The 21,916-nt window shown below is 48.3% G+C and carries 17 protein-coding genes and 1 tRNA gene; 5 read left to right on the top strand and 13 right to left on the bottom strand.

Annotation, left to right across the window (positions count from 1 at the left end; translation table 11 throughout):
• Nucleotides 1-352: 352 nt before the first annotated feature.
• Nucleotides 353-1,897 (bottom strand): alkyl hydroperoxide reductase subunit F, encoded by a 1,545-nt coding sequence (gene ahpF / locus DYD62_RS03845; RefSeq protein WP_115226147.1) that lies wholly within the window; start codon nt 1,895-1,897, stop codon nt 353-355.
• Between the two features lie 113 nt (nt 1,898-2,010).
• Nucleotides 2,011-2,574 (bottom strand): alkyl hydroperoxide reductase subunit C, encoded by a 564-nt coding sequence (gene ahpC, locus DYD62_RS03840; RefSeq protein WP_115226146.1) that lies wholly within the window; start codon nt 2,572-2,574, stop codon nt 2,011-2,013.
• Between the two features lie 244 nt (nt 2,575-2,818).
• On the opposite strand from ahpC, the gene DYD62_RS03835 reads away from it, so the two are divergent.
• The gene (locus DYD62_RS03835) at nt 2,819-3,397 is read left to right on the top strand and encodes a TMEM175 family protein (RefSeq protein WP_115226145.1); all 579 of its coding nucleotides are present in this window, start codon (nt 2,819-2,821) and stop codon (nt 3,395-3,397) included.
• Between the two features lie 39 nt (nt 3,398-3,436).
• Here the strand turns inward: DYD62_RS03835 and DYD62_RS03830 are convergent, their stop codons facing one another.
• A complete protein-coding gene (locus DYD62_RS03830; RefSeq protein WP_115226144.1) occupies nt 3,437-3,736 on the bottom strand; it encodes a YkgJ family cysteine cluster protein in 300 nt (99 codons plus the stop codon).
• A 510-nt stretch (nt 3,737-4,246) separates the two neighbouring features.
• Nucleotides 4,247-6,928 carry a bifunctional acetate--CoA ligase family protein/GNAT family N-acetyltransferase gene (locus DYD62_RS03820; protein ID WP_115226142.1) on the bottom strand — a complete coding sequence of 894 codons (2,682 nt, stop codon included), beginning with the start codon at nt 6,926-6,928 and terminating at the stop codon, nt 4,247-4,249.
• Nucleotides 6,929-7,486: 558 nt separating this feature from the next.
• Between DYD62_RS03820 and ppa the strand changes: the two genes are divergently transcribed.
• Nucleotides 7,487-8,014: an inorganic diphosphatase gene (gene ppa / locus DYD62_RS03815; RefSeq protein WP_046350966.1), complete on the top strand. Its 528-nt coding sequence runs from the start codon at nt 7,487-7,489 to the stop codon at nt 8,012-8,014.
• A gap of 528 nt (nt 8,015-8,542) precedes the next feature.
• Here ppa and fghA read toward each other — a convergent pair.
• Both fghA and DYD62_RS03805 read right to left on the bottom strand, forming a co-directional pair.
• Complete coding sequence (fghA, locus tag DYD62_RS03810; protein ID WP_172476506.1) at nt 8,543-9,376, bottom strand: S-formylglutathione hydrolase; 834 nt, start codon at nt 9,374-9,376, stop codon at nt 8,543-8,545.
• A gap of 189 nt (nt 9,377-9,565) precedes the next feature.
• The gene (locus DYD62_RS03805) at nt 9,566-10,684 is read right to left on the bottom strand and encodes an S-(hydroxymethyl)glutathione dehydrogenase/class III alcohol dehydrogenase (RefSeq protein ID WP_115226140.1); all 1,119 of its coding nucleotides are present in this window, start codon (nt 10,682-10,684) and stop codon (nt 9,566-9,568) included.
• A 400-nt stretch (nt 10,685-11,084) separates the two neighbouring features.
• Between DYD62_RS03805 and DYD62_RS03800 the strand changes: the two genes are divergently transcribed.
• Nucleotides 11,085-11,954: a LysR family transcriptional regulator gene (locus DYD62_RS03800; protein ID WP_115226139.1), complete on the top strand. Its 870-nt coding sequence runs from the start codon at nt 11,085-11,087 to the stop codon at nt 11,952-11,954.
• Between the two features lie 243 nt (nt 11,955-12,197).
• Here the strand turns inward: DYD62_RS03800 and DYD62_RS03795 are convergent, their stop codons facing one another.
• On the bottom strand, nt 12,198-12,554 hold the full coding sequence (locus DYD62_RS03795; RefSeq protein ID WP_165928735.1) for a translation initiation factor Sui1: 357 nt from the start codon (nt 12,552-12,554) through the stop codon (nt 12,198-12,200).
• A gap of 211 nt (nt 12,555-12,765) precedes the next feature.
• On the opposite strand from DYD62_RS03795, the gene DYD62_RS03790 reads away from it, so the two are divergent.
• A tRNA-Tyr gene (locus DYD62_RS03790) sits at nt 12,766-12,851 on the top strand.
• A gap of 428 nt (nt 12,852-13,279) precedes the next feature.
• Here DYD62_RS03790 and DYD62_RS03785 read toward each other — a convergent pair.
• Complete coding sequence (locus DYD62_RS03785; RefSeq protein WP_132038703.1) at nt 13,280-14,080, bottom strand: energy transducer TonB; 801 nt, start codon at nt 14,078-14,080, stop codon at nt 13,280-13,282.
• A 175-nt stretch (nt 14,081-14,255) separates the two neighbouring features.
• Here DYD62_RS03785 and DYD62_RS03780 point away from each other — a divergent pair, with 175 nt between their 5' ends.
• The gene (locus tag DYD62_RS03780) at nt 14,256-15,530 is read left to right on the top strand and encodes a ferredoxin reductase family protein (protein WP_115226136.1); all 1,275 of its coding nucleotides are present in this window, start codon (nt 14,256-14,258) and stop codon (nt 15,528-15,530) included.
• 1,110 nt (nt 15,531-16,640) lie between these two features.
• On the opposite strand, the gene DYD62_RS03775 is transcribed toward DYD62_RS03780, so the two are convergent.
• The 5 genes from DYD62_RS03775 to DYD62_RS23770 form a co-directional block, all read right to left on the bottom strand.
• A complete protein-coding gene (locus DYD62_RS03775) occupies nt 16,641-17,222 on the bottom strand; it encodes a DUF1294 domain-containing protein (RefSeq protein WP_115226135.1) in 582 nt (193 codons plus the stop codon).
• 1,113 nt (nt 17,223-18,335) lie between these two features.
• Nucleotides 18,336-18,683, bottom strand: a complete 348-nt coding sequence (locus tag DYD62_RS03770) for a hypothetical protein (protein WP_207916687.1) — start codon at nt 18,681-18,683, stop codon at nt 18,336-18,338.
• Nucleotides 18,684-18,685: 2 nt separating this feature from the next.
• Nucleotides 18,686-19,090, bottom strand: coding sequence for a hypothetical protein (locus DYD62_RS03765; protein ID WP_115226134.1), 405 nt, complete (start codon nt 19,088-19,090; stop codon nt 18,686-18,688).
• 10 nt (nt 19,091-19,100) lie between these two features.
• A complete protein-coding gene (locus DYD62_RS03760; protein WP_115226133.1) occupies nt 19,101-20,477 on the bottom strand; it encodes a DUF8370 family protein in 1,377 nt (458 codons plus the stop codon).
• Nucleotides 20,478-20,670: 193 nt separating this feature from the next.
• Nucleotides 20,671-21,690 (bottom strand): nuclease-related domain-containing protein, encoded by a 1,020-nt coding sequence (locus DYD62_RS23770; protein WP_207916684.1) that lies wholly within the window; start codon nt 21,688-21,690, stop codon nt 20,671-20,673.
• Nucleotides 21,691-21,916 lie beyond the last annotated feature (226 nt).

The following is a 21,916-nucleotide window of genomic DNA, read 5'->3' as shown; positions in this document are numbered from 1 at the left end:
GACTGTTTGAGCGAGCCTGCGAGCGAGTTCCGCAGCCGCCGCTCGATTGTCCGCAGATGAGGGGCCTTCGTGTTTCGTGGGGTCGCCTTCTTTGGCTTCGTTTCTTGGCGAAGCAAGAAAGGAAGGCCCCGCGGTGGCTAACCGCTCCAAAATCAATGTGCCGAAGGCACTAAAAAGGTCTTTTTGACTGTGCTTAGCGCCTATGGGGTTTCACCCGCCCTACAAATGATGCATGCAAGTGAGTAGTAGAAATATAAAAAACAGCCGCGAAAACCCACAGGTCTTCGCGGCTGTTTTATTTAATGTAGTACCACGGTGCGTAACGCCTCTGGCGTTTTGCACCCTATAAACTTTAACTACGCATTAAATGATCAAAAGCGCCCAGCGATGCTTTGGCACCATCACCCATGGCAATCACAATCTGCTTGAATGGCACGGTGGTCACGTCCCCAGCAGCAAACACCCCCGCTAAAGAAGTTTGCCCACGATTATCGACTTCAATCTCTCCGTGTTTACTCAAATCAAGTGTGCCTTTTAGCCAATCGGTATTGGGCAACAAACCAATTTGCACAAAAATACCGGCCAGATCGACCTGATGCGATTCACCAGTTTGGCGATCGGTATATTGCAAACCGCTCACCTTCTGCCCGTCACCCAATACTGCGGTGGTTTGCGCCTGTTTAATCACCACCACATTAGGCAGGCTATAGAGTTTTTTCTGTAATACGGCATCGGCGCGCAATTCTGCGCCAAACTCCAGCAGGGTAACGTGTTCCACAATCCCAGCCAAATCAATGGCGGCTTCTACGCCAGAATTGCCCCCGCCCACTACGGCAACGCGTTTACCTTTAAACAGAGGCCCATCGCAATGTGGGCAATAAGCCACGCCGCGCCCACGGTATTCTTTTTCACCCGGCACATTCATTTCGCGCCAACGCGCGCCGGTGGCGATAATCACCGATTTGCTTTTTAAGGTTGCGCCACTAGCAAGGCGAATCTGGCTGATGCCGTTTTCATCCAGGCTAAGCGATTCGGCGCGTTGCAGATTCATAATATCCACATCGTATTGCTTTACATGTTGCTCCAGCGCTGTGACCAGCTTTGGCCCTTCGGTTTCTTGCACCGAAATAAAATTTTCAATACTCATAGTATCCAGTACCTGGCCACCAAAACGCTCGGCCACCACGCCAGTGCGAATGCCTTTACGCGCCGCATACACCGCCGCTGCCGCACCTGCTGGCCCGCCGCCAATCACCAGCAAATCAAACTGATCTTTGTTTGCAATTGCCTCAGCCTGACGCTCAAGCAAGCCGGTATCGAGCTTGGCCACGATTTCCTCAATCCCCATCCGGCCCTGACCAAAAGCCTCGCCATTCAAATACACCGAAGGCACGGCCATGATTTGCCTTGCGTTCACTTCATCCTGATGCAATGCACCATCGATCATCACATGGCTGATTTTAGGATTAAGCACCGCCATTAAGTTGAGCGATTGCACCACTTCCGGGCAGTTTTGGCAGGTGAGCGAGATAAAGGTTTCAAAGCGCAGCTCACCAGGCAAAGCCTTAATTTGCTCGATCAACGCCGCTTCAATCTTGGGCGGATGGCCGCCAACTTGCAGCAAGCCCAGCACCAGAGACGTAAACTCATGCCCCATGGGAATCCCGGCAAAGCGCACACGGGCTTCTTCGCCAACACGGGCAATGCCAAAGGAAGGCTTGAGTGCAGCATCTGCAAAACGCAGCGTAATTTTGTCCGATAACTCGGTAATTTCTTGCAGCAAGCTTTGCATTTCCTGAGCAGCGGCGCTTTCGTCTATAGAGGCAATCAGCTCAATCGGAAATTGCAGTTTTTCTAAATAAGCAGCAAGTTGCGTTTTGATATTGGATTCAAGCATGATGAATTCTCCGTCATGGTTTTTATTGAAAAAGCGCCTAGCGCCAGTTTAAAAAGTGCTTTTGCAATAAAAGCGATCATCTAGGGGCAGCTTACCGCCGCCCCACGGTTTAATTAAATCTTGCCAACTAAATCTAAGGATGGAGCCAATGTTTCTGCACCTGGTTGCCATTTAGCTGGGCAAACTTCACCTGGGTGCTTGGCAATATATTGAGCGGCTTGCACTTTACGCATCAGCTCTGCTGCAGAGCGGCCAATGCCGTTGTCGTGAATTTCGCACAGCTTGATTCTCCCTTCTGGGTTGATCAGGAAAGTGCCGCGCAGTGCTAGGCCTTCTTCTTCGATCATCACATCAAAATTGCGGGTCAGCGTGCCAGTAGGGTCTGCCAGCATCGGGTAGTTAATCTTTTTGATGGTGTCTGATGTATCGTGCCAGGCCTTGTGGGTGAACTGGGTATCAGTAGAAACCGAGTAAACCTCTACGCCCATTTTTTGGAATTCTGGGTAAAAATCAGCCAGATCGCCTAATTCGGTAGGGCAAACAAAGGTGAAGTCAGCTGGGTAGAAAAATACCACCGACCACTTGCCTTTTAGATCCGCTTCAGTCACGGAGGTAAATTTACCTGCGTGGAATGCGTTAACTTTAAATGGTTTAATTTCGCTGTTAATCAAAGACATGGTGTAACTCCTAAGTAGAGAAAGTGTTGTTTGTGAAGCAGTGAAGTCATCTTAAGCCCCCCTCTCTCTCAGGTCTAATTGATAGTTTAAATCTTGCACATTGAAAATTGCTATACACAAAATCTATTCATGCATCATAGTAAGAGCGTCTCTGCAACAGGCACAAGCATGCAGTGAATGGCGGTTTAGAAAGCCCGGCCTGATTCAGCTAAAATGAAAATAATGACTTAAATGGACAGCAAGAATGGGCAAAACGCGTTTGGAAGCATTCAGTGATGGGGTGATCGCTATTATTATCACCATCATGGTTTTGGAGCTTAAAGTGCCGCACGGGGAAGATGCCCATGCGCTTTTGCCGATGATTCCCATTTTTCTGGGTTATGTATTCAGCTTTATCATGGTGGGGATTTACTGGAATAATCATCACCATATGCTGCATATCGTGCACAAAATAAATGGCCCGGTTTTGTGGGCCAATTTGCACTTACTCTTTTGGCTATCTTTGATTCCGGTCACCACCGCATGGATGCAGGAAAGCCACTTCGCCTCGCAAGCCGTTGCCCTCTATGGCTTTGTACTTTTTATGGCCAGCGTGGCTTGGCCGATACTGGCCCATTTTCTGATTAAAATTCACGGCAATCAATCCGAGTTGGCCATCGCTTTTGGCGAAGACCGCAAAGGCAAAATATCCATGCTGATGTACCTGCTTGCCATCCCACTCGCCTTTCTGAATGTATGGATCGCGATTGTTTTATATATTGCAGTGGCCGTGATCTGGTTTATTCCAGATCAGAGAATTGAAAAAAACCTGCATCATGAATAGAGGCAGGTTTTAGACAGGTTTTCATTAGCGAAAGCGCGCTTATTGATTGAGCTGCCAGCGAGCAGTCAGGATAGGGATGCGCTTTCTTTGCTCCATACAATCAAAATCGCCCTCTTGATAATCGCGGCAAATCCATGGCCTTTGCTCATAGATGGTACACATCATGCTGCGCCGATCGAGCGCCGCGCACCAGCCATCCTCTAGCCTGTGCATAATCTCGCCGCCCCAAGCATCTTGCTCAACATACTCCGGCGGCACATCATCATCCCCTGCAATCAGCATGACTTCTAGCTGGCAACAACAGGCTTTACAGCTACTACAGGATACGGCGGAAGACATAAAGTTACTCAATTGTGCGGTGTTTTATAGGGATTGCATCATTTGCAGGGCGGGTGAAACCCGCCTGATTTGTTGTGAGATTATGAGTTCGGCAGATTTCGCTCCAGCGCACCAAACAAAGTCAAAAAGATCTTTTTTATTAGTGCCTTCGGCACGTTGATTTTGGTGCGGCATCCCCGCTTGGGACTCACTTTCTTGAACGGCCAAGAAAGTAAGCAAAGAAGGCCGCCCCGAACAGCACGAAGGCCCCTCACTGCGGACAATCGAGACGGCGGCTGCGGGACTCACTCGCTTCGCTCGCTCAAACATCCTCGCCGAAACCCCGCCCCGCTTGTTCCTCGTTTCGGCGTGCTTCAGGGGGGATTTAAGCCCCGTACTGGAAGTCAGGATATAAACCTATTTTGCTGTAGTTGAAACAACTTAAACCCCAAGAAATGCCCAATGCAAAATGTTTTTCTCCGTGAAACTCCGTGTTCTCTGTGCCCTCTGTGTTTTAAGACTTGGTTTTTGCTACAGCTCCTTCACCACCCACTTCAGCCCATTGTCTTCCGGGTGAGTTTTAATCGTGAAGCCAAGGTGCTTCATAAAGGCCAGCATGGTTTTATTGCTGGTGAGCACTTCGCCTTCGATAATCGATAAACCCATATCGCGGGCAGCGGTGAAGAGGGCTTCCATCAGGCGGTTGCCCAGGCCTTTGCCTTGCCAGGCGTCGTCAATCACCACGGCAAATTCGCAGCTGTCTTTATCGGGGTTGGCAGTATAACGGGCTACGCCGATAATTTGCTCGCCCTGCCCTGCCTGCACCGTCGCAGCAATGGCCATTTCCCTTGCGTAATCCAGATGGGTAAAGCGCGCCAGCAGGCTTTGCGGCAGCGATTTAAGCACGCTCATATAGCGGTTATAGCGCGTCTCATCCGATAGGCGGCTAACAAACTGAATCAGCAAATCTGCGTCCTCCGGGCGGATCGGACGCAAAATCATGGGCATGCCAGTTTTGAGCTGGGTGAGCTGCATCAGATGCGATGGATAGGGATGAATCGCCATATGCGCATAACGGCCAGCTTTGGGGTCCACCGCAGCCACAATAATACTGGCGTCTACCGCAATCACACCGTTTTCATCACTAATCAGCGGGTTGATATCCAGTTGCTTAATCTGTGGCAGCTCGCAAACCATTTCAGACACGCGCAGCAGCACATTTTTAACCGCCTCAATATTCACAGCGGGCTGGTTTCTGAAAGGAGCCAACATTTTTTTAATCCGAGTGCGGCGGATTAAATGCTCGGCCAGATAATCATTTAAGGGTGGCAGCGATACGGCAATATCGTTAAATACTTCTACCGCAATCCCACCCGCACCAAAACTAATCACCGGGCCAAAGGCAGAATCGTTGACCACACCCACCATCAGCTCACGCGCATATTTTTTACCGTGCATAGGTTGCACTGTCAGGCCGCGCACACGCTCAACACCCAGCTTATCGTGGGCACGGCTTAGCATTTTATTGGCCTCGCTGGCCACTGCAATCAGGCTGTTTAAATTAAGCACCACGCCATCAATGTCGGTTTTGTGCATCACATCAATAGCGTCGATTTTCAGCACCACTGGCAGGCCCATGCCCATCGCGGCATTCACCGCATCATCGGCGCTATTCGCGCGCACCGTCATGGCGACCGGAATATGAAACGCACGCAAAATGGCTTTTGATTCAATTTCATCCAGCAGACTGCGCCCTTCTGCCAACACTTTATCGATCACCATATGCGCCGTTTCCATATCCGGCGCTTCCCACTCACCCAGTGGTGAAGGGGTTTGTAATAGAAGCTGCTGGTTATGCTGCCATGCTGCTAAAGAATAAAATACTTCCACCGCATGCTCAGGTGCAGAAAAGCTGGCACAGCCTGCCTTCACCAGCAGCTTGCGGCTGGCATCGACTTTTTTGCCGCCTATCCACGCCATCAGCAGCGGCTTATCGCTGGTTTTTTTCAGCGCAATCATCGCTTCGGCGGTGCGTAAATGATCGGTGCCTGCTTGTGGGGTAAACACCACCAAGACGCCATCGATATTTGGGTCTGCCAGTACGGCTTCCACTACCAGTTTAAATCGCTCTGGCGAGGCATCGCCCAAGATATCGACCGGATTATTACGGCTGGCTTGTGCGGGTAGATTTTTGGTCAGCCATGCCACCGTAGCAACAGACAGCTCTGGCAGCTGCACGTGTAAATCGCGCGCCCGGTCTACCGCCATCATTCCGGCACCGATACCGTTGGTCACAATCGCCAGCCGCCGGCCCTTGGTTTTAAACGTGCCATTCAATACTTTTGCAGCGGTAAACAGCTGATTAATTGAGCGTAAACGCAACACCCCAGCCCGTTTAAGTGCGGCATCAAACACATCATCCCGGCCGATCAGCCGCTCAGAATGGGTACGGCCATGCGCGGCAGACGCATCGTTATAGCGCCCTACTTTCAGCGCCATCACCGGTTTAGAGCGCGCTGCAGCCCGCACGGCCGACATAAAGGTGCGGGCCTCTTGCAAGTCTTCGATATACAGCAAAATGCTCTGGGTTTTAGGATCAGCCACGAGGTAATCGAGCACCTCGCCCACATCCACGTCCACAGCCGAGCCTAAAGACACCACCGATGAAAACCCCACATCGTGCGATTCGGCCCAATCTAAAATCGCTGAGGTAATCGATGAAGATTGGGATACCAGCGCCATGCTGCCATTTTTAAGCTTGCCCTGATAATTGCCCGCCATAAATTTAGCGCTGACACGGCACAGGCCAAAAACGGTAGGGCCAATAATCCGCAAGCCATAATGCCGGGCCCGCTCCATGATTTTTTCCAGCAGAATCTGGCTTTTTTTGTCTGTCCCTACAAAATCGCAAGACATAATCACGGCAGCTTTAATGCCCTTTCTGCCACTCTCCTCAATTAAATCAATCAAGGTTTTGGCGGGGGTAGTGATAATGACTAAATCCACCACCATCGGCACCTTGGCTAAGGATTTAAATGCCGCGACACCCTGCACCTGCTCGTGATGCAAATTAACCGGGAATAATTTCCCCGTATAACCGCCATCCAGCAAATTGGCAAACACGGTAGTGCCTACCGCGCCAGGCGTCTCAGACGCACCCACCACCGCCACAGAGCGGGGATCAAACAGAGGAGAAAGATAGTGTGGTTTCATGGCTGACAGATCATAAAAGGCTGACCCCTAGGGTCTATTGACGTTTCATTCACGGCGGCGTTGGCTGCAGTTTTGGGGCTGAACAAGGCAAAAGACGCGATATGGTACGAGTACCATGAACGTCTTTTAACACCGTGCAACGCCAAAAATGCAGCCAACCCTCCGCGTGCGAGGGGTTTTCCTCGCCCAGCAATGGGCTGAGCCGGAAAACGGCCATTCCCTGCGTTATGCTCCTCGGAAATAACCAGTTATTGCCTTCGTCGCATGCCTTGAGCCTAGCCGTTTTCCGGCTCAGCACAATTGCAAATGAAACGTCAGCAGACCCTAGTGTATACCGGCAATGTGCTTACTGCAGTGTAGGTATTGCTTTTATAAGGTAAATTATCACTCACCTTTAAGCTAGCTCAAGCGGGCCTTTCTGTTGCGCTTGATCATCAGAAAGGTTTAAAAACTTTAGCGCCACGCAAGGCATACAAAATACCTGCAAGCAAAGGTGCATGCACCCGCCGCAAGCCTTATAATTGCCGCCGTTCTCAATTGAAACTATGGAATCATCCAATGGACATCAGCAAAATTGCCGCAGGCAAAGATTTACCCAACGATTTCAATGTCATTATCGAAATCCCTGCTAATGCACCCCCAATCAAATATGAATTCGACAAAGCATCGGGCGCGATTATCGTCGATCGTTTTGTTGGCACATCGATGTCCTACCCAATGAACTACGGCTTTGTGCCGCACACTCTGTCGCTAGATGGCGATCCTGTGGATGTGCTGGTACACACGCCATTCCCACTGCTGCCAGGCATGGTCATCAAATGCCGCGCGATTGGCGTATTGGGCATGGAAGACGAAGCAGGTATGGACGCAAAAGTGATTGCCGTCCCCGTAGAAAAAGTTTGTGCCATGTATGCACACATCCAAAAACTGGAAGACCTGCCAGAACTGCTGTTAGCTCAAGTAAAACATTACTTCGAGCACTATAAAGATCTGGAAAAAGGCAAGTGGGTGAAGATTACTGGCTGGGGCGACAAAGCTGCAGCCCACGCAGAGATCATGGAAAGCTACGATCGCGCGCAGAAATAATTAATACTCGGCGGGAAAGCCCTGCCGATAGATGCACGATAAAACGCGGGTTTCACCCGCCCTATAAGATGATGAATCTTAAAGGGCGAGTGGGGCCCGCGTTTTTTTTTGTGATTTGATGCATCGAAAGCTAGCTTTTTAGTGCCTTCGGCACGTTGATTTTGGTGCGGGATTCCCCCGCGTGGGACTCACTTTCTTGAACGGCCAAGAAAGTAAGCAAAGAAGGCCGCCCCGACCAGCACGAAGGCCCCTCACTGCGGATAATCGGCTCGGCGAAAAAGGCTGCTCGCTCGCTGCCTCGCTACCCCTTTTCCGAAACCCCGAGCCGCTTATTCCTCGCTTCGGCGTGCTTCAAGGGGTGACTTAAGCCCCATGCTACTAGCGGCGATAAAAATTCAGATTAATTCATTTTAAAATACTTAAAAGCCAAAGAAACAAATTTAATTCAAATCCTGTTTTTCTCCGTGAAACTCCGTGTTCTCTGTGTCCTCCGTGGTTCAAGATTTGGGTTTTAACTATTAAAATGAATTACGCCCCCAAATGATCCGCATGAAAACGTAAATGCGCTTCAATAAAACTGGCGATAAAGTAATAGCTGTGGTCGTAGCCCGGCTGGATATTTAAGGTAAATGGCCACTGTTTAGCCAAGGCAATTTTCTCTAAGGCCTCTGGCTGCAATTGCTGTGGCATAAAGCTATCTTGATCGCCCTGATCAATCAGCAGCGGCAGCATCTGCGTGGCGTACTGCATTAAATGGCAGCTGTCGTAAGGCAGCCATGCGCTTCTATCGTCCCCCAAATACTCACTAAACGCCGTTTCACCCCATGGCACTTGGGCGGGATTTACAATTGGCGCAAAAGCCGATGCGGAGCGATAGGCTTGCGGGTTTTTCAAGGCAATCATCAAAGCACCATGCCCGCCCATCGAATGCCCACTGATGGACTTACGATTCGTCACAGGAAAATGCGCCTCGATCAAAGCAGGCAATTCGCTGACGATATAATCGTACATCTGATAATGCCGCTGCCACGGTGCCTCGGTGGCATTCACATAAAAGCCAGCACCCTGCCCCAGATCATAACGCCCCGCATCGGCCACATCGCTGCCGCGCGGGCTGGTATCTGGCATCACCAAAGCCATCCCCAGCTGCGCTGCCACACGCTGCGCGCCTGCCTTGGTGGCAAAGTTTTCATCATTACAGGTCAGGCCAGACAGCCAGTAAAGCACCGGCACCTTACCCCCCTGCGCCGTTTGCGGCGGCAAATACACCGCAAACGTCATCTCGCACGAAGTGCTGCTGGCCTGATGCTTATAGCGTTTATGCCAACCACCAAAGCTGCGGTTACTGCTGATCAATTCCAGAGACATAAGCATCCTTTCAATTAAATGAAAACCCAAACCTTAAAACACGGAGAAAACCAATAAACAGGTCATGACTTCCGTTTCTTGCGGCTAAACCTAAACAGCTAGCTTTCGCTTTTCTCCGTGAAACGCCGTGTTCTCTGGGCCTACGTGTTTCAAGATTTGGGTTTCCTAAGCTATGGCTAAAAATTAAAAATGAATCACCGAGCGGATGGATTTGCCTTCGTGCATCAGCTCAAAAGCAGTGTTGATTTCTTCTAAAGGCATGGTGTGGGTAATAAAATCAGACAGTGCGAATTCGCCTTGCATATAGCGATCAACAAAGCTTGGCAGCTCGCTACGGCCACGCACACCGCCAAAGGCCGAGCCACGCCATACGCGGCCAGTGACCAGCTGAAAAGGCCGGGTCGCAATTTCTTCACCCGCCCCGGCAACACCAATAATCACCGATTCGCCCCAACCTTTATGGCAGCATTCCAGCGCTGAGCGCATCACATTCACATTGCCGATGCATTCAAAAGAGAAATCAACGCCACCATCGGTCATGTCTACAATCACATCCTGAATCGACTTTTCAAAGTCTTTAGGATTGATAACATCGGTGGCGCCCAGCTGCTTGGCAAGTTCAAACTTACTGGTATTGATATCGATACCAATAATCCGGCTGGCCCCCGCCATACGCGCGCCGATCACTGCCGAAAGGCCGATCCCGCCCAGCCCAAAAATCGCCACAGTGTCGCCGGCTTTTACTTTGGCGGTATTCATCACCGCGCCCATGCCGGTAGTCACACCGCAACCCAGCAAGCAGACTTCTTCTAATGGTGCTTCTTTATTGATTTTTGCCAGCGAGATTTCTGGCAGCACGGTGTATTCAGAAAAAGTAGACGTGCCCATATAGTGATAAATCGGCTGGCCGTCTTTATAAAAACGCGTGGTGCCATCCGGCATCACACCACGGCCCTGGGTAGCGCGAATTTTCTGGCACAGATTGGTTTTGCCAGATAAGCAAAACTTACATTCGCCACATTCTGGGGTGTAAAGCGGGATCACATGATCGCCAACCGCCACGCTGGTCACGCCCTCGCCAATTGCCTCTACCACGCCAGCACCCTCATGCCCCAGCACCACGGGGAAAACCCCTTCCGAATCCTTGCCCGATAAGGTGTAAGCGTCGGTATGGCAAACCCCACTCGCCACGATACGCACCAACACCTCGCCTTTTTGCGGCGGCATCAGATCCAGCTCTTCAATCACTAAAGGTTGATTAGGGCCCCAGGCTACAGCAGCACGAGTTTTAAGCATCTTCATGACGAATCCTTGTGTTTAATTGCAGCCATTTTAAGCGTTACTCAATTAAAGATAATCAGCCTAATTAGAAAGATATTGTTACTGGTGTGCAATAATTAAGGAGATGAAATAAGGTTGCTTGGTGGCGTATTGCCGCTTTCGCTGAACAACTCTTCGAGTTGCACGCAGCGCTTCGAGTACACACTACGGTACTTTATTCCCCCCTTTGAAAAAGGGGGGCTAGGGGGGGTTTGGCATTGCATATCTTTACGACGGCAAGCCACACAAAGACATATCCCCCTCAGGCCCCCTCAGCCCCCTTTTACAAAGGGGGAAGCTTCAGTTCTAAAAATATGCCAATACTTGTGCCAGCGGAGGCAATCAACACTCCGAAGGCACTCATCAAACCGAGAATCAAACCATGCAATGGCAAGGAATTGTTGAATTCATCAGCGTGGCTGAAACGCAAAGCTTTACGCTGGCGGCGCAAAAGCTGGAGATGTCAGTGGCGCAAGTTAGCCGCCAGGTCAGCGCGCTAGAGCAGCGCCTTGCAGCGCGTTTATTGCATCGCACCACGCGTAAAGTTAGCCTGACTGAGCAAGGCCAGCTCTATTATCAGTATTGCCGCCCGTTGCTCGATGGCCTGCACGAGGCCGAGCTGGCGCTGCTGCAAACGCAAGATAAGCCGGTTGGTAAATTACGCATCACCGCGCCCGTTTTTTATGGCGAAACCGTGGTGGCACCCATCCTGCATCAATACCTGATTGATTTCCCCCAACTCAATGCAGAGTTAATCCTAGATAACCGTAAGGCCGATCTGGTGGCCGATCATATCGACCTAGCGATCCGGCTAGGGCCGATGGATGAATCATCCCTGATGGTGACGCAGCTGGGCCGCCGTATTCACCATGTTTGCGCCTCGCCGCAGTATTTAGATCAATACGGCACCCCGCATACTCTGGCCGAGCTAAAGCAACACCAGTGCTTAATTGGCGCGGTGAATATGTGGCGATTTAAGGAAGGCACGCAGCACCGCGAAATATCCGTCAGCGGGCGCTTGCGCTGCAACAGCGGCAGCAGCCTAGTGCAGGCGGCGCTCAAAGGCCTAGGCTTAGTGCAATTGCCTGATTATTACGTCGATGCTTATTTGCAAAACGGCCAGCTTATTAGCGTGCTGGAGCCCTTTGCACTCACAGACGGCATCTGGGCCATCGCGCCCCGCAGCCGCTTTATCCCCCCCAAAGTCGGCCGCTTTATTGAATACTTGCAAGCGGCTTTATTGGCAGAATAAAGAAACGGGAAAAACCCAAACCTTGAACAACGAAGGGCACAGAGTTTCACGAAGAAAACCAGGCTTTAAATTTAGTCCCTGTCTTGAAGCGCGCTTTTGCTTGAGTTCCCCCCTTTGTAAAAGGGGGGCTAGGGGGGATTTGCTTTGATGTTGGGCTTCAATCTGCAAAAAACCAAATCCCCCTCTATCCCCCTTTTTCTAAGGGGGAAGCAAAGCCAACACCTCAAGCGAACAACATGACGCCTAGCCCCCTGCCCGCTTCACTACCCAGCCCTTAGGCTTTAAGAATTCCAGCACCACGTCGCAATGGTCCCCTTGCACTTCGATCACGCCATCTTTGACTGTGCCACCAGAGCCGCAGCGGGTTCTCAGCTGCTTGGCCAGCACGGCTAATTCATCGTCATCCAGCGGCACGCCTTTAATCAACGTGACGCCCTTACCCTTGCGGCCCTTAGTTTCCCTAGAAACACGCACCACTCCATCGCCCACAGGGCGTGGCGCTTTTTTGCAGATACAGTCATCTATGGGCTGGCTGCAATCAGGGCACATCTTGCCGTGTTCGGTGGAGTAAACAAGGCCACCTAAAGCATTTTTCATCATGATATTTTTAAAAGGTAGAAACTGGATAGCGGCAGTCTATCAGCCTGCAGCGCTTTCGTGTTCATTGCGCTTTAAGAGCCCAAGCTGCAATGCAGATGCATACAAACCCTGAAAACCCGCTATTTCTGACTGATTTATGAATAAAAAATGACTAAATGATAGAAAGGGCGTTGACAAGCGGCCGGAGGGGTCGTATTATTCGGGCCTCTGTGGGGGGGTTACCCCAGCGGTCAACGGGTCCGGACTGTAAATCCGGCGGCTAAGCCTTCGAAGGTTCGAATCCTTCCCCCCCCACCAGAAACCAAAATCAACAGGCGCTCAGCCTGTTTTTTTTCGTCTGTATATTTCAGAATGTGACCATTGCACACAGGCACAGCGCCAATCCCATGGCGGATGCTTACCCCATAGGCTAAGCAAATTAATTTTGCATTAGCAACGAAAAACGTTATTACCACGCTCTTGGCACGGGGCTTTTACCCCCCCTGAAAACATGCCGAGCGAGGAACAAGCGGGGTGGGGTAGTCGTCAATTCGTGTTTGAGCGAAGCGAGTTGACACAACGCCGCTGTCCGCAGCGCAGGGGCCTTCGTGCTCGGTAGTTGCGGTTTTGCTTCCTTTCTTGGCCGTTCAAGAAAGGGAGTCCCCTGCGGGGATACTGCACCAAAAACAACGTGCCGAAGGCACTCAAAAGGTCTTTTAAATTTAGTTGGCATCAAGCTCAACTCCTCAAGACCTACCCCACACCGCTCTTTCATTAATAAACTGATAGTAGCGCAGTAGCATAATCTGGCCGCGCTTATCCAAGAGCGGCACGGGCACCGGGCCAAACGTGGCGGAGCGCCTTACAATCTGCAGCGCTGCAGCATCTAAAGCGGGGTTGCCAGACGATTGCTCTAAAGTCAGCGATGCGATATTGCCATCGCCATTAAGCACCAGCCTAAACTGCAAAGTACCGAACATTGAGCGCCCGTATTCATCCTTTGGGAAATTCATTTGCCCGATTCGCTCTACCTTCTTGCGAATTTGCGGCTCCCAGATATTAAACAGCGCCTGGGTATCCACGCTTTGCTGCGCACGTGTTGCGCCATTTTCCTGCTGATCTTCTTCTCTTGGCTTTAAATCGGCATAACGAGTAATAAGCTCTGCGGGCTTACTGCTAGGCTTCCCCCCCAGCGCATCGCCCAAATCATCAATCACCACTTCTTTAACGGGTGCCTTGCTAGCCACCTGGCTGGCTGGGCGAGCAGGCACGGAGTAATCTTTTTTCACCGCTACTTTGGGCGGTGCTTTCGTCATCACCGGCGGCGGCGTAGGAATAGGTGTGGGTTCAGGCGTGGGCTTTGGAGCAGGTGCAGGCTTAGGCTGCAATTGCAGCTGAATTTCCTGGCTACCGGCCTGCTGTGGCAATGCCTTTGGCTCGGCAGCGGGCAGCAGCAAAAATAAAAGATGTACAAGAACAGAAGCCGCTAAGCCGTACCACAGCCAGGACGAATGTCTTTGAGAATCGTGTGATACGGCAATATTCATAGCGCTCGGATAGAAAACTGTGCGAGGCATTCTACATAAGGCACAGCCTGTATGGCAGTAAACTTCTTTCATTCGCCGCGCACGCCGCCATTAATACCCACGCCGCTTAAGTTTCAATTCATATTCAAAGCATTCAATATGGGCATTAACAAGAATTAAAGGCGAGTAAGCCATTATGAAACCCTTACCGATACTCTTACTGATTAGCACCCTGCTCTACAGCCTATGCAGCTACCTGCAAAACGGTATTCCCGCCAGCTATTGGGATTGGCGGCATGAATTAGTGCTGCTGAGCGGCGTGCAACTGATGACGGTGATGTCTGCCGCCATGCTGCTGGCCACCCGCCCCGCTTGGCTAGAAAAACCCCTGAGCGGGCTAGATAAAATGTACGGCCTGCATAAGCAGCTGGGCATTGCAGCAGGCATCTTGCTGGCATCGCACTGGCTGGTTAAATTATCCCCCAAGCTGGTTATGGCGATGGAATGGGCCGCCCCGCGCATCAAGCGCAGCGGCGGCATTAAAGACCCGCTGGTCTCTTTTGCTAAAGATGTGGGTGAATGGGCCGCTTGGGCCGTGCTGGCTATGGTGATTTTGGCGCTGCTACGCGCCGTGCCTTACCGCTTTTGGCGCAAAGTGCATAAGCTATTCGCCCCGCTGTTTTTAATGGGCGCATTTCATGGCCTGATCCTGATGCCACGCAGCATGTGGCTGACGCCTGTGGGCGCACTCATGGCGGCGCTGCTGATGAGCGGATCAATCTGTGCGATCTATTCACTGCTCGGCAAAATCGGCAAAAGCCGCAAGGTAAATGGCCACATCAGCCAGATCACCCCACTACCCGCCCAGCAGCTGGAAGTGATTTGCCAAATGGATAGCCACTGGCCCGGCCATCAAGCAGGCCAATTTGCCCTAGTCAGCTTTAATCCAAGCGAAGGCGCACACCCCTACACCATCGCCTCGGCCCCGCGCAAAAATGGCGAGCTGCGTTTTATTATTAAAGCGCTGGGCGATTACACCCGCACACTGCCCCAGGATTTAAAAGTAGGCGGAAAAGTAATAATAGAAGGACCTTACGGCTGCTTTAATGGCGCTAGCCACGGCCCGCACCAGGCATGGATCGCAGGCGGCATCGGCATTACGCCCTTCTTAGCGTGGCTAGAAAGCCCCGCATTTAAAGGCCAGCAAATCGACTTTTACTACTGCGTAAAAAGCGCCAAAGATGCCGCCCGCCTAGAAGAAATCCAAGCCGCTTGCCTAGCCAAAAAACTGCGCCTGCACCTGATAGAAAGCGACGCAGGCCAACGCCTGAATATCGCCGAAATCAAAGCCGAAACCCTAGACGATATCTGGTACTGCGGCCCGCAAAGCCTAGGCAAAGCCATCGGCGAGCACCTAGCCCAAATGAGCAAACCACCGCGCTTTCACCACGAAGCATTTGCCATGCGCTAAAGGCTAAAAGCTAAAAACAGTATCTACACAAATCAGCACACTTGTTCCCCCCTTTGTACAAGGGGGGCTAGGGGGGATTTGCAGTTGATGTTGTGCATAAATCTGCAAAAAACCGTCATCCCCAAGTGCCTTGATCGGGGAGCCTGCCACGCTACTGAATTCCCGACAAATGCACACGGCCATGACAAACATTAAACCACCGCAGAAGAGGCTATAAGCACGCAAATGCTGATGGAGCATTTACATTTTTTTTAAAAAAACCACCCGTTTGTTACGCTGCAGCACACTTGTTCCCCCCTTTGTAAAAGGGGGCCAGGGGGGATTTGCAGTTGATGTTGTGCATAAATCTGCAAAAAACCGTCATCCCAAGTGCCTTGATCGAGGAGCCTGCCACGCTACTAAATTCCCGACAAATGCACACGGCCATAACAAACATTAAACCACCGCAGAAGAGGCTATAACCGCGCAAATGCTGATGGAGCATTTACATTTTTTTTAAAAAAACACCCGTTTGTTACGCTGCAGCACACTTGTTCCCCCCTTTGTAAAAGGGGGGCCAGGGGGGATTTGCAGTTGATGTTGTGCATAAATCTGCAAAAAACCGTCATCCCAAGTGCCTTGATCGGGGATCCTGCCACGCTACTAAATTCCCGACAAATGCACACGGCCATGACAAACATTAAACCATCACAGAAGAGGCTATAAGCACGCAAATGCTGATGGAGCATTTACATTTTTTTTAAAGAAAACCACCTGTTTGTTACGCTGCAATTACGTGAATTCATACACATAAAAAAGGATTGGACATTTAGCCATAAAACAAAAAAAAGCAGTCAGGAAATTGATACGCATCAATGTTGCAACGCAACATAAAGAGGATGTTGCGGGCTGACTTATTATCTTTTGGAAAAACCATGTCCTTTCATGAAACAGACCATCTCGCCCGCACCCAACACATCATCCCGCAGCCCCCAATCTGGATTCAACTATGGCTGGAATACATTGATGGCGGCCAAGCATAGCCACTGAACCAATCAGCCCAGCCTGATCTACACGCGGGTTTTGCATAAGGTGTGCATTGATTATGACTTGCGCACCACCTGCAACAGCTCAGCGCCAGCGCAGCAAAACCCACGCCAAAGCCGCACAATTCATCAGCACCGTAGCCCAAAAAACCAGTAAAAATGCAGCCTTCTTAGACTTATGCCTAAGCACCCGCTGCGCCAGCAAAGCCCCCGGCCAGCCACCCAGCAGCGCCAGCAAATGCAAAGTGCTCTCCGGCGTTCGCCAGCGATCATTTCTAGCTGCGGATTTATCCAACGCGTAAGCAATAAAAGCCACGATGCTCATCAGTAAATAGCCACCAGCAATCAGCCACGGCAAGCGCCCGATAAAGCAGGCCGAAACTAAAAACGCAGCAAACAGCAACGCCAAAATCACAGAACCAGAGCCTTGGCCAGATTCAGCCGCAGCCACCCTGCGCTGCCCCACAAAACAAACCTGCTCCGCCCGAAACCGCCCCCTATCATCACGCACCTGCACATAAGTAATCAAATCGCCCTCTGCCGGGCGCTGAGTACGATTTTCAAACGCCTTAATATGCAAAAAAGCCCGCTCTCCACCGCCGTTCTGAACAACAAAACCAAAACCCTGATCATCCTTCCAACTGGTGATTTTTCCTTGAAAGCGCATATTAAAGCTCGTTTAGATACTTTTTAAAAAGGTGGGCTTATTGAAAGGCAGGTAAATACCAGCAATCCGTATTTTAAGCCCGTATTAAATAACTAAATTACAAAGTTTTGGGTACGCGGAGATAGTAATTCAACTTGTTACCGGCTTCGGGGTGCTACCGTGCGGCGAATAGCTTACCTAATCATCGCAATATTTGCGGTGAATAGCAGAATTGCCCGTGTGGTGAGTGATTTGCTACTGGCGCGAACTAACTGTTACGACATCTTGGAAAAAACCAGAAAGACACGCTGGATATCACCCACTGGCTAAGTTGGGTTCTTGAAACCCTGCTCCAAGCCATGGCACAAGCCTAACTCAAGCTGGATGCCGTGCTGGTAAAAACGAATTTCTGGCAGCGCTGGTCGGCAACATCGTTCAATGAAAGGCAAATCAAATTGCTCAACCGTCTGCAGGATGGCTTTGAAGGCAAACTCACCTCAAAAAAATGAGCCGCCATCGCAAAGTGCTCCACCGATACAGCACTCAGAGACATCACCGAATTGCTAAATCTGGGCGTGCTGCATAAATCCGAATCGGGTGGGCGAAGTACTTCTTATGAGCTTTTGGCTTGATGACTGCTGCTTGAGTTTGGAGGACGCACTAAATCCCCCCCACAAGAGAGAGACAAAGCTGGGGCCAATCTGCTTTGCTCCACAAAACAAACCTGCTCCGCCTGAAACCGTCACTTCTAATCTTGCGCATGCACACGAGTACAAATCGCCCTCTGCGGAGCGATGAGAGTGCTTTTCAAACTACTTGATATGCAAAAAAACCGTTCCCCACCTCCGTTCTGGGTTACAAAGCCAAAGCCTTGATTATCTTTCGAGCTGGTTATTTTTCCCTGACAGTGTGCATAGAAACTCGTTTTGATAATTTATAAAAGGGTGGGAATTGTTCAAGTAAATAAATAATACGAATTGCATTTAATTATTGCGCTAAACATTTTTGGTCACACTTAATAACACAGATACAAACTCGTGAATCAGTAAACATAAAGCCGACAACAATTCGACCCAATCGGATATTAAAGCACCTACAAAATCAGGAGCAATTCACTTTGTTTGAGCAATCGGCTCATTTTATGAACCACTTATTATTTGCCCCATCCCAGCCATGGTGTTTTCCACGGAAAGCATCCATGGCTGCGACATATTGAGAAAGAATCAATGTAACATCGCTCACCTGAGGTACATCATCTTCATCTAATAGATCTAAAAATTCAATTGAATCCTCATCAGCAAGGACATCTCTCACTTTTTCAAGTAGACGATTTACAATCTTAATTTTACTTTTACTGACAGCGGAGTCAGGTTTCTTCTTAGATAGTTCTTTGAACTCTGAATACATAGCGCTGAGTAAAGGCGTCATGGTGTCGTGTGTTTGAGCCTTCTCATTGGAAGTATAGAATTTACCCTTGCTCACTATTAATCCTTAAGTTTTTTGGGTTTAGCGGTACGAATTAATACCATACCATCCTTATCTAAATTGTCTTTTTCATCGCCCTCAACATGCCAAAACCACGCTCCATTTCTAATTACAACGTTATCAGCCCTTAATTTTTCAAAACATTGCAAGTATTGAGAAAGTATAAATACCACATCGCTATTCTGTGGAATATCATCTTCATCAAACTTATCAAACCCATCAAAAGGTTTATATTTTAATGAAAGATAATCATTGCTTTTTAACATCAGGTCATTAACAAATTTTAATTTAAATTTGTTGACTGCATCATTTGGACTTTTCTTTGAAAGGAGCGATATTTCCTCATAAATACTGAGCAATTGCCCAGACAACTTTTCAAATATATCTACGTTGCTTCTGTTCATTACATTTCCTTTAAGAGGGACAAGATCGTCTAAATTCAATGTATTTCTTCTTGAGGACTTCAATCGGAGCTCGCTGTTTGCTTTCATACACTTCAACCATTAACTTTAAATCATCGTCAACAATTGCAATTATGCATTTTCTTTGTGATGACCATAAGTCAACAGTATTTGAAAACATTGCTTTTGGCAAAGGGTTCCTAGTTAAAAATATTCCGAATCTTCCAATATTTGATTGAAGATATCGATTAAGTTGATTTATATGATCGCGCTCTATTTGTTTTACATTTTTCATTTCTATAACAAGCTGCCTGTTGTCATACTCTGTAAAAATCTCATCAAGAAAATCAATACCTCTATTGTTGTAAAATATCAAGTCTCGGATATGGCGTCCCGATTCTGTTCTACTTTGTGTCTGAGCAAAATCCAAATGAGGGTAAAATAATGTCGCTAAAAGGTCTGCAGCCAATTCCTCGTATTTCATATCGGCACCGTCCTCCTTCCCAGTCTTTAACTTTAAAATTTCGTTCAATTTTCTTCTGGCGGATAAAACGGGAATTTGGCTGAACAATGGATCATTGTGGCAGTCTTGCGAGGTTCTATCTTTATATTTTACGTACTCCTCGACAATGCCATAGTTTTCCCTATTGAAGTTTAAAATTTTTACTTTTTCTTCGGGTTCATTAGGGTTAAATATCTCATCCCTTGGACAGTGAGATTTAAAGTAATCTTCAAAGTTTATCCAAGGAGAAAACCTAAGCCAGCGTTTGGGAGTAAATATCAAAGGCTCTCTAGATTTAGGGTTTACAGGCAGGTGTGTTTTTTCATTTTTATCGAATGCATTCTTCTTATAGTTATATACGGACTCAAGAATAACACCCTCTGTTGGTATTCTATTAATTTCACACTGTTCAATTGTATAATCAATTAAAAATGACTTAAGGTAATTACAAGAAATGTCGCTTACTCTATCCTTTGATATTCCTGAAATATAAAGTTGAATTAGTTCAAAATGAGTAAATCCAAATTGGCTATACTCACGAATATCTCTGAATAAGTTAATAATTTCATTTGCTTGATTAGCCCCTATTTTTAGACCATTTCTTTTTTTAGATACCCCGAGACCAACTTCAGGACACTCTGAAAGATTGATAAGTGTTTCAATAGCTTCTATTTCCTTACCTTTTTTTATTAGAAAATTAAGGTGATTGAACGAGTTTGTAATCACTGTATGAAGTGACTGGTCCTGCATAGATGGTGACTTCCACAGAAGGAATGGATCGACATACAGAGGAATATCTTCATCAAAAAACTGAATAGCAAAATCTAAGTCTGCCTGAGACTTATGTATGCCGTGGTGATCTGTTAATCTTGGTCGAAATATTTCCATATGCCCTCTATTATTTTTTTACTGTGAAACATACGCCAATACAAGTATATATTCAGTCACCTAAAAAATATATTGTGAGCATCTAAATTGTAATCATATTCATTACTTATCAAATATGAGCAACCAACTCTCCACACTCCTTCAGCACAATAATTTCAAACATCAGAAGCCCTTACCCCAAAATTAAACCACTCTAACTAATCAAACCCTCAGGCCAAATAAAATACGCCCCAAATCTAGAGCTAAATTTGGCCTCTCCACCTGCTATTTTCCCTTGATCCGTTATTATTGTTTTGCCATCCACAATTTCTACAAATCCCTTTTCAAGCAATTTATCAATTAATTCTTGAGTATTCTTGAGGCCAAGTTTTGCGGCCAATTTAGAGCTGGTGAGTTTTGTTATTTCTTCTGCCGTAATAGCAACAGCCACGACTTGCTGTACGAGCACCTGCACTTCAGGCTTTTGAATAAGAACTTCAGCAGGCTCTTTGATCCCAAACTTTGCTTTGTAATCGGGCGTTAAGGGGCGGTGGTGTCTGGTAAATAATTCGCCAATGTCCATTACCGTTTCTGGGCTAACCATCTTGGCTAAGCTGCCAAAAACAGTTCCAATACTTGCATTATCAACATTTGTTTTAGTTACCCACTCCAGAATTTGCTCTGCTTTAATAATGTTTTTGGTATCAAATTTTTTAGGGCGGGTAATACGTTGTTTATTGCTGACCATGACCACACTGGTAAAGCTCGGCATTAAGGTAAGGCCAAGGCGTGTGGGCAGGGGCAATGTTTTGCTAAGTGCTTTTAGGACTTCAATATGCTTGTCATTTTGTGCCAGCGGGCTGGGAATACCGATGGGCTTTTTGTTATACCAAGCCGTAAATTCGCCCAACTCATTGATTTGTAAATCTGCACTAAAATTTTTGGTTTCAATGACAAATACTTCAAGAAAGCGATTGATCAAGAGATGATCAATTTGTGCTACTCGGCCATTGTGTTCAATGCGCAGGTCGTGAATGACTGCCCATCTTTTTGCGTCTTTTAAATAGAAATTAATTTCATATTCACTATTCTGCTCACCCAGCACTCCCTGCTGGAGCATATACATTTCTTTAGTGATTAATTCGCGCTGATTGACGCTTAGGTGTGTCAGGGCAAGCAGAGCATTAAGCTCGTCCAGCTGCGCTTGTTTTGAATCAGGGGATTTAATAATCATTGCAGCCAAATATATATTAAGACAATTGCGTAAGCATAACGCAATTTCAAGACAGATACACCACGCAAAAATCAACAATTAACCATGTTTTTTTGTAAGAAATAAAGTTTTGTATCTGATCAACGATATTAACTATTGCAAGCTGTATGCAAGGCAAGCACTTAAAGCCTGTGGGCTTCTACGGCAGCATCTTGCTGTGGAAACAAAGCGGGGAGCTTTCCGACTG

The organism is Iodobacter fluviatilis, assembly GCF_900451195.1.
Taxonomy (GTDB): Bacteria; Pseudomonadota; Gammaproteobacteria; order Burkholderiales; family Chitinibacteraceae; genus Iodobacter; species Iodobacter fluviatilis.
This window is presented reverse-complemented; position numbering and strand designations above follow the sequence as displayed.

Coding starts and splice junctions, on each gene's coding strand:
- ahpF (WP_115226147.1), bottom strand. CDS start 1,897: ATGCTTGAATCCAATATCAAAACGCAACTTGCTGCTTATTTAGAAAAA.
- ahpC (WP_115226146.1), bottom strand. CDS start 2,574: ATGTCTTTGATTAACAGCGAAATTAAACCATTTAAAGTTAACGCATTC.
- DYD62_RS03835 (WP_115226145.1), top strand. CDS start 2,819: ATGGGCAAAACGCGTTTGGAAGCATTCAGTGATGGGGTGATCGCTATT.
- DYD62_RS03830 (WP_115226144.1), bottom strand. CDS start 3,736: ATGTCTTCCGCCGTATCCTGTAGTAGCTGTAAAGCCTGTTGTTGCCAG.
- DYD62_RS03820 (WP_115226142.1), bottom strand. CDS start 6,928: ATGAAACCACACTATCTTTCTCCTCTGTTTGATCCCCGCTCTGTGGCG.
- ppa (WP_046350966.1), top strand. CDS start 7,487: ATGGACATCAGCAAAATTGCCGCAGGCAAAGATTTACCCAACGATTTC.
- DYD62_RS03805 (WP_115226140.1), bottom strand. CDS start 10,684: ATGAAGATGCTTAAAACTCGTGCTGCTGTAGCCTGGGGCCCTAATCAA.
- DYD62_RS03800 (WP_115226139.1), top strand. CDS start 11,085: ATGCAATGGCAAGGAATTGTTGAATTCATCAGCGTGGCTGAAACGCAA.
- DYD62_RS03795 (WP_165928735.1), bottom strand. CDS start 12,554: ATGATGAAAAATGCTTTAGGTGGCCTTGTTTACTCCACCGAACACGGC.
- DYD62_RS03785 (WP_132038703.1), bottom strand. CDS start 14,080: ATGAATATTGCCGTATCACACGATTCTCAAAGACATTCGTCCTGGCTG.
- DYD62_RS03780 (WP_115226136.1), top strand. CDS start 14,256: ATGAAACCCTTACCGATACTCTTACTGATTAGCACCCTGCTCTACAGC.
- DYD62_RS03775 (WP_115226135.1), bottom strand. CDS start 17,222: ATGCGCTTTCAAGGAAAAATCACCAGTTGGAAGGATGATCAGGGTTTT.
- DYD62_RS03765 (WP_115226134.1), bottom strand. CDS start 19,090: ATGAACAGAAGCAACGTAGATATATTTGAAAAGTTGTCTGGGCAATTG.
- DYD62_RS03760 (WP_115226133.1), bottom strand. CDS start 20,477: ATGGAAATATTTCGACCAAGATTAACAGATCACCACGGCATACATAAG.
- DYD62_RS23770 (WP_207916684.1), bottom strand. CDS start 21,690: ATGATTATTAAATCCCCTGATTCAAAACAAGCGCAGCTGGACGAGCTT.